The sequence below is a fragment of the Aureitalea marina genome, assembly GCF_002943755.1.
Lineage (GTDB): Bacteria > Bacteroidota > Bacteroidia > Flavobacteriales > Flavobacteriaceae > Aureitalea > Aureitalea marina.
Window position 1 is genome coordinate 2,764,021 of sequence record NZ_MQUB01000001.1, and the last position, 13,109, is coordinate 2,777,129.

At 46.1% G+C, this 13,109-nt stretch carries 9 protein-coding genes; 5 read left to right on the forward strand and 4 right to left on the reverse strand.

Annotated features, from left to right (window positions below; all coding sequences use genetic code 11):
• Position 1: 1 nt before the first annotated feature.
• Complete coding sequence (locus BST85_RS12670) at positions 2–784, forward strand: amidohydrolase (RefSeq protein ID WP_104813592.1); 783 nt, start codon at positions 2–4, stop codon at positions 782–784.
• On the opposite strand, the gene BST85_RS12675 is transcribed toward BST85_RS12670, so the two are convergent.
• Positions 768–2,384 (reverse strand): Ig-like domain-containing domain, encoded by a 1,617-nt coding sequence (locus BST85_RS12675; RefSeq protein ID WP_104813593.1) that lies wholly within the window; start codon positions 2,382–2,384, stop codon positions 768–770. The two genes, BST85_RS12670 and BST85_RS12675, sit on opposite strands and share 17 nt — an antisense overlap.
• 22 nt (positions 2,385–2,406) lie before the next feature.
• Positions 2,407–3,072: a ComF family protein gene (locus BST85_RS12680; RefSeq protein WP_104813594.1), complete on the reverse strand. Its 666-nt coding sequence runs from the start codon at positions 3,070–3,072 to the stop codon at positions 2,407–2,409.
• A 35-nt stretch (positions 3,073–3,107) separates the two neighbouring features.
• Here BST85_RS12680 and BST85_RS12685 point away from each other — a divergent pair, with 35 nt between their 5' ends.
• The 3 genes from BST85_RS12685 to BST85_RS12695 all read left to right on the forward strand — a co-directional run bounded on the left by BST85_RS12685 (position 3,108) and on the right by BST85_RS12695 (position 7,646).
• Entirely contained in the window at positions 3,108–4,037 is a 930-nt protein-coding gene (locus BST85_RS12685; protein ID WP_181040022.1) for a hypothetical protein, read from the forward strand.
• Positions 4,038–4,101: 64 nt separating this feature from the next.
• The gene (locus tag BST85_RS12690; protein ID WP_104813596.1) at positions 4,102–5,640 is read left to right on the forward strand and encodes a glycine--tRNA ligase; all 1,539 of its coding nucleotides are present in this window, start codon (positions 4,102–4,104) and stop codon (positions 5,638–5,640) included.
• Between the two features lie 143 nt (positions 5,641–5,783).
• Positions 5,784–7,646 carry a T9SS type A sorting domain-containing protein gene (locus BST85_RS12695; RefSeq protein WP_104813597.1) on the forward strand — a complete coding sequence of 621 codons (1,863 nt, stop codon included), beginning with the start codon at positions 5,784–5,786 and terminating at the stop codon, positions 7,644–7,646.
• A gap of 32 nt (positions 7,647–7,678) precedes the next feature.
• Here BST85_RS12695 and BST85_RS12700 read toward each other — a convergent pair whose 3' ends face one another.
• Entirely contained in the window at positions 7,679–7,942 is a 264-nt protein-coding gene (locus BST85_RS12700) for a hypothetical protein (RefSeq protein ID WP_146090724.1), read from the reverse strand.
• 244 nt (positions 7,943–8,186) lie between these two features.
• On the opposite strand from BST85_RS12700, the gene BST85_RS12705 reads away from it, so the two are divergent.
• Positions 8,187–11,138: a GEVED domain-containing protein gene (locus BST85_RS12705; RefSeq protein WP_104813599.1), complete on the forward strand. Its 2,952-nt coding sequence runs from the start codon at positions 8,187–8,189 to the stop codon at positions 11,136–11,138.
• 51 nt (positions 11,139–11,189) lie between these two features.
• Here BST85_RS12705 and BST85_RS14740 read toward each other — a convergent pair whose 3' ends face one another.
• Entirely contained in the window at positions 11,190–13,067 is a 1,878-nt protein-coding gene (locus tag BST85_RS14740; protein ID WP_342750433.1) for a hypothetical protein, read from the reverse strand.
• Positions 13,068–13,109 lie beyond the last annotated feature (42 nt).

Consider the following 13,109-nt stretch of genomic DNA (forward strand, 5'->3'; position numbering starts at 1 on the left):
CATGGACCAAGAATTGAACGTAGCCCTCTTGCAACTGGATCTGGTATGGCAAGACCCGGTAGCCAACATCGAACAGATCGAAAACCTGATAAGCCAGATCGATCAAGCTGTTGATTTGATTGTACTGCCCGAGATGTTTACCACAGGATTCAGCATGGATGCCCGTAACCTAGCGCAACCGGATCTGGGACCCACCTTAGGGTGGATGATCGGATTGGCCGCCAGCCGACAAAGTGCCATTTGCGGGAGTTTGATCATAGAGGCTGAAGGAAATTATTACAATAGATTTTACCTGGTTACTCCAAGCGGTGAGGTCCATCGCTATGATAAGAGACACACCTTTACCCTCGCTGGTGAGGATCGTGTTTATAAAAGTGGACAGGATCAGGTGCTGATCGAGTATAAAGGTTGGCGCATTCTCCCGCAGATTTGTTATGATCTACGTTTTCCTGTTTGGGTCCGCAATACCATGGAATACGATCTGGTCTTGTACGTTGCTAACTGGCCCGGAAAGAGAATATTGGCCTGGGATAGTTTATTACGAGCAAGGGCTATAGAGAATATGGCCTACTGTATAGGTGTTAACCGGGTTGGGGTAGACGCCAACGGGCATCATTACCCGGGGCATTCGGCAGCTTACGATGAGCTTGGAGCTATTTTGACCGAAGAGCAGTTCGAAGTAAGCGGAATTCAATATGCACTCCTAGATCACTCCAAGATGCACAGCACCCGACAAAAATTAAGATTTCTGGATGACCGCGATCGTTTTAGTCTCCAAGTATAAAGGTTTCGTTCAGACTCCAATTGGCCCGGACCTCGATCAGTTCTGGATAGTAGATCACCTTTTCGGGTAGTAGTCTTTTTAAGAAATTTCCGCTATCCCATCTCCCATTATCGTTGGAATCCTCGATCAAACGGATATAGTATTTTGCGGGAAGGATATAATCGAAATTTATCGGTTCCTGGGATTGGAGGCGAGCTTCCCTGACCACGCGATAACTCTCATCGACCAACTGAACAACCAGGGGATAATTGGCCTGGCCCACCAAATTTAGGTCCAGGGTACCATAGTCGGATAAGGCGATGGTCCTGAAATTGTATTGTAGTGTGTCATTGGTCTCACCGTAAAAATCCGTAATCGCCCCAGGGTAAAAACGAACGCGGTAAGCCGTCTCATCTGCTTTGTCAAACACCAAAGAAGCCTCGTTGAATTCTTCGTTCAGGGTTACTTCAGGGACTATCATAGTGCTGTCCTGTGCCATGATCTCCATCAGGTCAGGATTCAGATCGACTATAGGGGTGTTAGCCCTGATTTTAAAGCTATCCCTGGGGATCAGGGTGCGATTACTAATGGAGTTCACCACCAGTGAATCTGCATACAGGTCTCGGGTTCGCACAATTATCGAGTCCGACCGTTCCCCTTTCCTGGCCATGAAATAGAGGGTGTCCTGTTGTTCTACATCAATGGCGGGTTTAAACCAATATTGGATGGTATCGTATTCCCGATTGCGTATTCTTTTGAATTCAAAATCATCAGGCAGTTCGGACATGGGCTCCAGGTAGAGGTCCGATCCATCCCCCTGAAATCCCAACTGTAGATGGTATTTGCTTACATGACGGGCGCGGCCAACTTCATAATCCAATTCTTCCTTAAAGAGGACCAGATCAAAAAGACTATCACTAGGTACGTTCACCATCTGGGGGATAAATCCGATCTTATCCGTATCCGGCTGGAAGGTATAATTACTCTGTTCTTCCTGCAGTGCTACCAGTAAATAACGTCCTTCTTTTAGGTTAGTAAATTCAAAGAGGTTGGTCGTATCCCTAAGGGTGGTGATGTAGGTCGGCTTTTCAAGGTAGACCACAGAATCTGTAAACTCTTCGGTCACTTCGTATAACATCAGGGTAGGCTGGGCCGCCAATTCCGATAGTAGAGCATCCCTCACGGTACCAGATAAGGTTAGACTATCGATATAAGAACCGGTTGAGAACACGTATTTGTAATACAAGTACGGATTTCCTTCGTTGTTATCAACTATGCTTTGACCGAAGTTGATCGAATAGGTTGTATTCTCCTTAAGGGTATCATTTATCTTCACTTTCAAGGTCTTGGAAGTGTTGAAAGGGCTGATTTCGGGCTGGTACTCCAGCGGAGGAGAGATAATGAGGTTTTGCTGGAGGTCTTCCAGGCGAATAAACTCGTCGAAAGTGACCCGGATCTCGTCCGTATCGAAGTAGATGGTGTAGTTCTCCGGACTGGTTTTCAGTATGACCGGCGCTATACTATCCCTTGGCCCCCCATCGGGGGAACCTCTCTTGGCACAATTGGAAAAGGCCAGTATCATGGCCAGGACTGCTAGTAGGTGATAGAGTCGGATCTTCATCTGGGGCAAAAATAGTTAAACTTTAGGAGGCTATGGCAATGGTGACCAGGCTCAGTGAAGAAGGATTTAACTTGAGTAATTCCTTTCCGCATAGTTCGAGTGTCATCCCGGTAGTTATAATGTCATCTACCAAAAGCACGTGTTTCCCTTCTAGGTGAGCACCATCTCGTACATGAAAGGTGGTCTCATCTAGCATTCTTGCGGAACGGGACCGAAAGACCTGTGAAGTTCTTCTGCCTTCACGCTTCAATATGGTGGGTTCATACGCAGCCCTCAACTGTCCTGCGATCTCCTGGGCGAATCGTTCCACCTGGTTATAACCACGTTTTCGCAATTTTTTTGGATGGAGTGGGACAGGGACCACCAGGTCAATTTGATTGTACAGATGAGTGCAAGCAAGCTCCGATCCCATCCACTTCCCGAAGAAGGCCCCTATTTGTTGCTTTCCGTGATACTTTAATTTATGCAGGAGTCTTTGGGTAAGACCTTTCTTCTCAAAACGGACCAAGGAAGTTGCGTATTTCAGGCGCAACCTGCCATAAAAGAACAGCTCCATTTGTTTGTCCTGATAACGATGATGGGCCAGAATTGGCAACTTGGACAGACAATACAGGCATAAAACATTTTCTTCCGGATATAATACGGTCTCGCAACCATGGCATACTCTTGGAAAGAGAAAATCCAGCATTTTAAGGCTTTTTTATAGGTGTAAATCAATGCATTATGTGTGGAGTTTGTACTTTTGCATCCAAACCCAAATATTACATTTACATGACAACGGAGAGTAACACAAACAAATTTAAGATTATTATCGGGGTCTTATCGGCCTTATTGATCGTCCTGGCAATTTACACCTTCACACTTTACAATGATAGTAAGGAGACGGTGACCAATATGCAGGCGGAGAAAGCCATGATCGAGGATGAGCTGGAAGACCTGATCGCCAATTATGATGAGGTGATTCAAGAAAACGAACTGAAAGATCAAGAATTACTGGCTGCCAGGGACCGTATCGAGGTGCTTTTGGACTCGGTTAGAGATGCGGAGGCCAATATGGCGCTTATCCGAAGATACAAGGCAGAGATCGGAAGATTACGTGACGAACGGAAGATGTTGTTCCGCAAAGCCGATAGTTTGATCGAGGTTAACCAAATGCTGGCCATGCAACGTGATAGTACCAACGTGTTGCTGGACCAAACCATTCAAGTAGTGGATTCGGTTAGCCAGGAGAACATGGATCTTACAGAAACCGTTAGACGGGGATCTGTTGTAAATGCGGTTGACCTCAGAGGAGAAGGGGTTATTATCCGCAACAACGGAAAAGTAGTCGATACGCGACGAGCGCGTCGTGCGGACAAGGTTAGAGCCTGTTTTACGCTAACACCAAACCCGATTGCGGAAAAAGGAGACCGCACGCTTTATGTACAAGTGATCAACCCTGCAAACAACTTGTTGGGCTCAAAATCGGTTTTGGAGTTTGACGAAGGAACCCTGAATTATAGTGCTCAAACCAATGTTTTCTACGAGAATGAAGAGTTGGATGTATGCGTAATCGTCGATGCAGACGAGAACGACTTGATCAAAGGACAATATGTGATCAATGTTTTTGATGGTCCAAATCAGGTTGCAACAGCATCTATGACCCTGAAGTAATTGCTTCACATTTAAAAAGTTCAACCGCCGCGGTCTAATCGCGGCGGTTTTTTATTTTTGCGCCATGGCAAACAATGACGATCAATTCAAAAGAGTAGTGGCCCATGCCAAGGAGTATGGGTATATCTTCGGTTCCAGTGAGATCTATGATGGTCTTAGCGCGGTTTATGACTATGCCCAAAACGGCGTCGAACTGAAAAATAATATCCGCCAGTACTGGTGGACTAGCATGGTGAAAATGCACCAGAACATAGTCGGGATAGACGCGGCTATACTGATGCACCCTACCACCTGGAAAGCTTCAGGTCACGTGGATGCTTTCAATGACCCGCTTATAGACAACAAAGACTCCAAGAAACGCTACCGTGCTGATGTATTGATCGAAGATTATGCTGAGAAATTAGAGCAAAAGGTCCAAAAGGAGATCGCCAAGGCCAAAAAGCGATTTGGAGAATCCTTCGATGAGACTCAGTTTGTATCTACTCATCCTAGAGTTGTTGGTTATCGTCAAAAGAAAGAGGAAGTCCTGGCCAGAATGGCTCGTTCCTTAGACAATAACGATCTGGCCGATGTAAAGGCGCTGATCGAAGAGTTGGGAATAGCCGATCCTGAAACCGGTTCAAAGAACTGGACCGAGGTCAGACAGTTCAACCTGATGTTTGGCACCAAGTTGGGAGCTTCTGCCGAGCATGCGACAGATCTGTATTTGAGACCTGAAACTGCTCAGGGGATCTTTGTCAATTTCCTAAATGTGCAGAAGACCGGTCGTATGAAGGTGCCCTTTGGTATCGCACAAACAGGGAAGGCCTTCCGAAATGAGATCGTCGCCCGGCAGTTCATCTTTAGGATGCGGGAATTTGAACAAATGGAGATGCAGTTCTTCGTTCGTCCAGGAGAGGAAATGAAATGGTACGAATACTGGAAAGAAACCCGTCTGAAGTGGCATTTGTCCCTGGGTCTGGGCGCGGATAACTATCGTTTCCACGATCATGAAAAACTTGCCCATTATGCCAATGCGGCCACTGATATTGAATTTAAGTTCCCATTTGGATTCAAAGAACTGGAAGGAATTCACTCCAGAACGGATTTCGACCTGAAGGCACATGAAGAATACAGCGGTAAGAAGCTACAGTTCTTTGATCCGGAACTCAACGAAAGCTATGTGCCTTATGTGGTGGAGACTTCCATCGGATTGGACCGGATGTTCCTGGCGGTTTTCAGCAATAGCTTGAAAGAAGAAACCTTGGAGGACGGAAGTACCAGAACAGTTCTGGCCTTACCGGCCATATTGGCTCCAGTAAAGGCTGCCGTGCTGCCTTTAATCAAAAGAGACGGCTTGCCAGAGATCGCCCACCAGATCATCGATATGCTCAAATGGGATTACCAGGTACAGTACGACGAAAAGGATGCTGTGGGCCGGCGATATCGTCGCCAGGATGCCGTAGGCACCCCATTCTGTATCACAGTAGACCATCAGACCAAAGATGACCAAACGGTGACCCTGAGGCATCGGGATAGCATGGAGCAGGAACGGGTCGAGATATCCGATCTTCCAGCGAAGATGGCTAGCTTATTGGAAGTTAAGAGTTGGTTAGCTTCTTAAAACACTCCTATCCACTGGTCTTTTCATAGTAATGAGGTAGCTTGGGAACAGGGATTGTGCCCTTAGAAAGTGCTTCTAAATTATTGCCTTTTAAATAATTGGTGGTATTTTTATGCAATCAACAATTTATTAAACTTATCCTAATGAAAATCAAATTCTACTTTCTACTTGCATGTTGCTTATGTCTGGGAGTTTCGACTCCTTTAAATGCCCAGCAGGTGACTACAGGAGCAGAGATCATTACTCCCAGTGATTTCTTTATCACTGCCCCGTTGAGAGACCTTCCAATGGCGGATTTGAATAACCTCTCTCCAAAAGAGACCCCGAGAGGTACAGAGAGTCAACGCAAAGCGGCATTGGCCGAATTCTTGAAAGGAGCAGGAGCCAGTCCAACCCAGGTTGATCCATTGGCTCAAACCGAACCACAAACCAGAGCGGGAGATGATCCATTACTCAGTTTTGACGGTGTAAACGTTAGTAATCTTTTTCCTCCGGATCCAACTGCGGCAGTAGGTCCTAATCACATTGTTCAGATGACCAACCGATTCTGGGGTGTATGGGATAAAGAAGGTAATCTCGAACCAGGGTTCCCTAAGAACATCAACGACCCAATTGGTGGTTCTATCTCCGGAGATCCTATCGTTCTTTATGATCGTGAGGCCGATCGTTGGTTTATTTCGCAATTTCAGTTTGGAAGCTCGCTTCGATTTGCAGTTTCTGAAACTCCAGATCCAACTGGATCTTACTTTGTGTATTCATTCCCGCTATCGTCAAATGACTACCCACACTATTCCATTTACGGGAACAGTTACATCGTAGCTGGTAACTTTTCTCCATCTGGAAGATTCCTGGCCTTTAACCGTGAAAAGATTTTAGCTGGAGATCCTTCGGCAGAAGCTGTAACATTGACTATGCCTGGATTCCGTCCGGGAACAGTATTCCGTGCTCCTCAACCAGTTCACTCTGAAGGCGCGGGTGCTGCAGCTGGTTCCGCACCTATTGTATGGTTCCATGACGATGCTTGGGGTGGAGTTTCTCAAGATGCTGCCGTAGTTTGGGAGTTCGATGTAGACTGGAACAACCCAGGTAGTGCTTCAGTGACCGGACCGATTGAAATTCCATTGGCGGACTTCGACTCATTTATTGCTGGAACAGGAGGAGATGCTTTTGCCAACTTGGCGCAGCCAGGTGTAAGCCAACGTATCGATGCCTTGGTACACGTTATGAACTTCCAGGCACATCGTTATGACTTTGGAACGCATGAGTCCATGATCTTTAACTTCGTTGTCGAGATCAACAACGGTAGCCGTCAAGCAGGACTGCGCTGGGTTGAATTGAGACGTTCTGGCGGTGGAGACTGGGAACTCTATCAGGAAGGAACTTATGTTGATCCTACCGGTAATGATGAAAGCGTATTCATGGGAGCCATGAGTATGGACCAGGAAGGGAATATGGCCATGGGTTATATCAAGACTGGGCCCGATACTTTTCCATCGCTGTATTACACAGGAAGAGCTCCAGGTGACGATCTAGGTCAGATGACCATTCAGGAAACGCTGATCGTGGCAGGTACAAATTCCATCAACCAAGGGAACTCTCGTTATGGAGATTACGGTCAATTGGTGCGTGATCCAGTAGATGACCTGACCTTCTGGTATACTAGCCAGTATTCAGGGTCTTCTCCAGAGCGTACGCGAATTGCGGCCTTCAAGATCTCAGAAGAACTTTCTGTTGACGAATTACAGGCGGCTGAGACCGATTTTGTGATCACTTCTTCAGACAACCGCATATTCGATGTTAACTTGTTGAGCAACTCTACTAATGATATGCTTAGACTATCAGTTTATGATGTCCTCGGAAACCGAGTTATCTATTCTCAGGTAAAGAAGAATTCATCAGGAGTTTATTACCAGCAATTGGATATGAATGGTAAGGCCAGCGGGGTTTACATTGTAAGTGTAGGGAACGCTAAAACGAAGATGACCAAGCAGATCATCGTTCGCTAAGGTCAAAGACATACTCATAAAAAAGAGGGGAATTATTCCCCTCTTTTTTTTATCTCTTCAATGGCGATCGGATTGGCCTTTTGACACCGGTTAGCCATTCTAAGTCCCCGGAATTTAAACCAGACCTTCAACCCTTCAGTTTTAAAGGCATCGTCTATCTCTACAGGGTCATAGTAGGTGGTGGTGTCTGTTCCCTCCAATCTTATCGTTACGGGGCAATCTCGAGGTTCGTCCGATAATACTACGGTTCCGGCTGCAAAACCTTCGGCAATCATTTTTTCTGCATTGGTCTCCACGGGAATGGTATTGTCGGATTTGTTTTTTGTAGATGAGCAAGATATTAGCAATAGAGTTGAAACTCCAATCGAAAAGTATCGTAAAAAATTCATAATCAATATGTTTTAGTTGGTTAGTTCAAAAGCAGTGCCAAGAATTCATATAGTCTAGCAGAATTTTCCAAGAGTTCTGATAAAAATTTCACTTTCCTACGCAAAAAACTCTTATTTTCGGCAGAATTACTTAAAAATAACTAATAATACGATGAAATTACAATTATCCCTATTATTCGTCTTGGCATTGATCTCCTCTGGTGTTTCTGCACAACAGGTCAGTAGTGAAGGCGCGTTTTACACGGGACAAGTGGCTTCTATGCGTTATGTAGAACCATTATCCTCCCGGACTAACCTGATCCCTGCTGAGGATCGAACTGGAGAGGCCCAAGATGGACGCTCTTCACGTCCGGAAGTCATTCCCGGTAAAGACCCTCAGACTACAAATGATTACTTTGCAAGCAATCCGCATCCCATGACCGGGAAGATTGCTTCTCGTTCGCCGCTGATCGTCTTTGACGCCTCGGCATCCAGCTCTCAACCAACAGACCCGTCTCTGGCGGTTGGTCCTAATCACGTTATTTCGGTTTTTAATACCGGATTCGTGATCTTCAATGACAAGTTGGATCCAGCCAATAACAATACTGGACAACTATCAGTGACCAATATCTTCTCAGGTGGAGGTTGTTGTGACCTTACCGTTTCTTATGATTCTGCAGCGGACCGCTGGGTTTTGAGTTATCTCTTTGTAGGTGCTGGTGCCGAGATCGCTGTTTCTGACGGACCAGATCCAAACACAGCCGGCTGGTACGTATACAGTATTCCACAGATCAATGATTACCAAAAATTATCTGTTTGGAGTGATGGTTATTACATTACCGATAATGTAGGTGGATCAAACCGTGTATGGGCTCTTGAAAGAGATGCACTTCTGGCTGGAGACCCGGCAGCGAGTATCCAAGGGTTCAACTTGCCAGGAATTGTTACAAGCGGTTTCTTTAGCCCGCAAGCGTTGAATGTGACTGACGACAATATGCCAGCTGACGGAAATGCGACTATCATCTACCTACAGGATGATGCCTGGAGTGGAGTTTCTTTTGATCACTTCAAGATCTGGACCATCGATGCAGATTTTGACAATCCCGGAAACTCAACTGTTTCTGCACCAACCGAGATAGCTACCGATCCGTTCATCTCTGTATTTGACGGAGGTAGCTTTTCTAACCTGACTCAACCAGGTGGAGGTGTTGCTATTGATGCCCTACAGGCTACTATCATGAACCAGGCTCAATTCCGTAAGTTCCCTGCTTACAACTCGGCCCTGTTCAACTTTGTGGTGGATGTAGATGCTACATCTGGAGAGAAAGCAGGTGTTCGCTGGTTCGAATTACGACAAGATGGAGATGGCCAGCCTTGGACTGTTTATCAGGAAGGAACTTACACATCTCCTGATACTCCAACCGGAGGTGAGAAGCACGCCTGGCATGCCAGTTTGATGATGGATGGTTCTGGAAATATCGGGATGGGTTACTCGGCTATGACAGTCGATCCTAGTGACCCCAACCCAATACGTGTTAGTTCTTATTACACCGGACGTTATGCTAGTGACCCATTAGGGACCATGACCATAGAAGAAGAACTTATCGCCAATGGTAACGCGAACATCCCTGGATTGCGATATGGTGATTACAGTAAGATCGATATCGATCCGGTGAATGACAAGACCTTCTGGTTTATCAATGAATACATGAACAGTGGGCGTAAGAACGTGGTGGGTGTGTTTCAAATCACTCCAAACTTCAATAACGATGCAGGAGTGGTCAGTATCGATACACCTGTAACAGGAACCCTATCGGATTCAGAAGAAATCACAGTTACTATTTTTAACTACGGTCTGGATCCTATCGCTGATTTTGATGTGACCTATCAGGTAGATGGTGGAGCTGTGGTCACAGAAACTTTCAATGGGACCATAGAGTCTACCGAGACTGCCCAGTTCAGCTTTGTAACACTAGCTGATCTGAGTACTGTTGGTCAGACCTATTCCATTACTGCATCGACTGCCCTGGCAGGAGATGAGGATAACGGAAACGATTCTACGACCAAGGAGGTTACCTTTTTGGAGCCTAACGATTTAGGTGTAACGGCTATTACAGCTCCTCAGTCCGGAACCAACCTGCCAGCTGATGCCGAGATCACGGTGACCATTACCAACTTTGGAGGTGAATCTCAATCTAACTTTGATGTGACCTACAACTTGGACGGTAATGAAGTGACTGAACAGGTTGCAGGGCCTTTGGCTGGAAACTCTGAGCTTAGCTACACATTTACGCAAACAGCCGATCTTTCTGCTTTTGGGTCATATTCACTCAGTGCGAGAACAGATCTTCCAACGGATAGTGATAACACCAACGATGAAACTGCGGTGACCATTGTCAATTCCAATTGCGAGCCAGGTGCAAACTGTACTTTGGGAGATGGTATTGTCAGACTTCAGTTGGAGAATGTGGATAACAATTCGGGTTGCGATCCGGACGGTTACGGGAATTACACCAACCTGATCGTAGAGCTACCAACTCCGGATGCAGACTATGATCTGACCATAACCACTGGCTATGGGAATCAGTTTGTACGTGCCTGGATCGATTTCAATGACGATTTCGTCTTTACCATTGACGAATTAGTTGTGAACAACTACGAGATTGCAGACGGACAAGGTGCCGGGGATTATACAGAAACCATGACCCTTAGTGTTCCCGCAAGTGCCAGTCCTGGTCAGCACCTCATGCGTGTGAAGACTAACTGGAACGCTCCTGTTCCTGATGATGCTTGTGAGGAGACGACCTATGGTGAAACAGAGGACTATCTGGCAGAGATCGGCGTTCTATCTTTTGGTGACAACCAAGTGAGCAGTGAGGACCTGGTAATCATTCACCAAGGGAACAACTTGTTCGAAGTGACCATGATCAGTCCAAATGGTCCGGAAAAACTAGAACTCTCTGTTTACAATATCCTGGGTCAACAGATCCTTAACCGACGCCTGGAATCCAATAATGGAACGTATAACTACCAGCTGAACATGAACTATGTTTCGTCTGGGGTCTATATGGTCCGATTGGGAACCAGTCAGGGAGGATTGGTAAAAAAGATCGTTGTGCGATAACAACCACAAAACAGATTCATAAAGGGGGCTTTTTGCCCCCTTTTTTAATTTTTAGAAGTAGGCCCTTAGTTGGATGCTTCCAGTGTGGATGGTTTCTGAATCCTCACTCTTTCGGCCAAAGTAGGTCAGGTTGGCGTCCAGGAATTTGGTGATCCGTTTTTGTAGGAGCAGGTTCCAGGTGAAATTGGTGCCCGGCTGCAGCCCCTCCAACATTTGGTAGGCTACGGGAGAAAAAGCACTGCCCTCAAACTGATTGTCTATATAATTGAATTCACCGTTCAAGGAGATCTTTTCAGCATTGTTATAGGCAAAGGACAAGCCCAGGGTATGCTGATCCAATTGTTCCATATCTCCCAATCCGTTTTCTTTATTTCGGAATTCGTAGAAGACATCAAAGCGGGTTTGTCTGTTCAAGAGGTAGGAAACCTTTGGTGCCAGTTGGTAGTTGTCGATCTTAAAATTTCGACTGGCAAAATTTTCCGATTCGCTCTCATTGGTCCCCAGACTACCTTTCATATTGAGTAACCAAAGATCCTGAACCTTATGGGTGAAATTCAACTGATGACTTTTCAGACTATTCTGTTGAAGCCCCAAGGAGATTAGGTTGTTGGTCGATGAAGAGACAAAAGTATAACTGGTAGTGTAGCGTTGCTTACCGCGGTTAAAGAAGAGTGAATTCCGAATATTCAGGGACAATCCCAGCTGATCCTCGTCGCTATTATCAAAGGGACTAATATTGAGTTCGTCATCCCGGCGAACCTTCCTGTCGACGATGTAGGTAGTCTGATTGTAGAAATGGGATAGAAACTTCTTGAAGCCTTCTTCAGACGACCAAGACTGTGGGTTGAGTATCAGGGTTTGGCTAAAACGATTGTCCCGGGTTTTTACAAAGACCTGGTTGGGGAGCAATACCCGTATATATTCGGCCTGATCTGAAAACTGGGCGACCTCAAATTCTTCCAGCTCCTGTATGCCATTGTCGTTGTAATCGATCCAAGTGTAGATTCCTTGTCCTGGTTCTACCTGGATGTATGTGAATTCCTGCTGTGCCAATACGCCATTGTTGGACTCATAGACCGTGGTCCATCGGATTCCGCCACCAAGGACGGATTGATTGTAGACCAAACGGGAGTTTAGGCTCTTTTCATCCTCATCATCTCCATCCTGATCTTCCAAGACCCGGTAATTGACAAACAGGGACAATTGTGCGTTGGGTTTATTTAGTACGCGGGATTTTAGGAAGACCGTATTAGACGAATTCACCGCAACCAGGGCATTCTCTCGGACACTGTCGTTGGCTTGGTATCGGTATCCAATTTCGGCAAACACCTTAGTGCTATCTCCTATCCCGGTATAGACCTCATATGACTGTAAGCGCTGGCTAATGGGAGTCAGGCTATCGTTTGCAGTCCTGACAACCTCGTTGTCCTCGGTATTGTATTTAGCACCGGCCCAGGCATTTTCCCAGGAATGAGCCAGATTGATATCGGCCCTGAAGAACTGCGAATCCTCCACATCCGATTCGCTGTCCAGAACGCTCCCATTGACCAGGAATTGCCAATTGCCAATCCGATAGAATCCGGCCAAAAGATGCCGATAACCACTAAAATTCTCTGAGAAATCGAGGTTTTGAAATTGGTAACGGGCATTGCCGTGCCCCAAGTGTCCCAGTTCTAAACCGGCAGTTACAAAGCGCTGATCACCCAAGGGATTAGTCAGGTTCCAATCCCGGTTAAATTCTACATTGTAGAGGATCTCCACGGTTCTGAAATCCTGGTTGATATAATCCAGACCGGCCAAAAGATCCAGTTGCAGGCTATCTTCCTTTTTCTTCAGGCCTTGCCTGATGTTCAAATGGGCTGCAAAACCGTCATTGTCGTCATCGTCCAGTTCGGAGAAGCGGTTAAGGTCGTTATAGCTGCCTGCCATTTCGAAATCGATACGCGTCCGCTCCGTGGGGCGATAACTCCC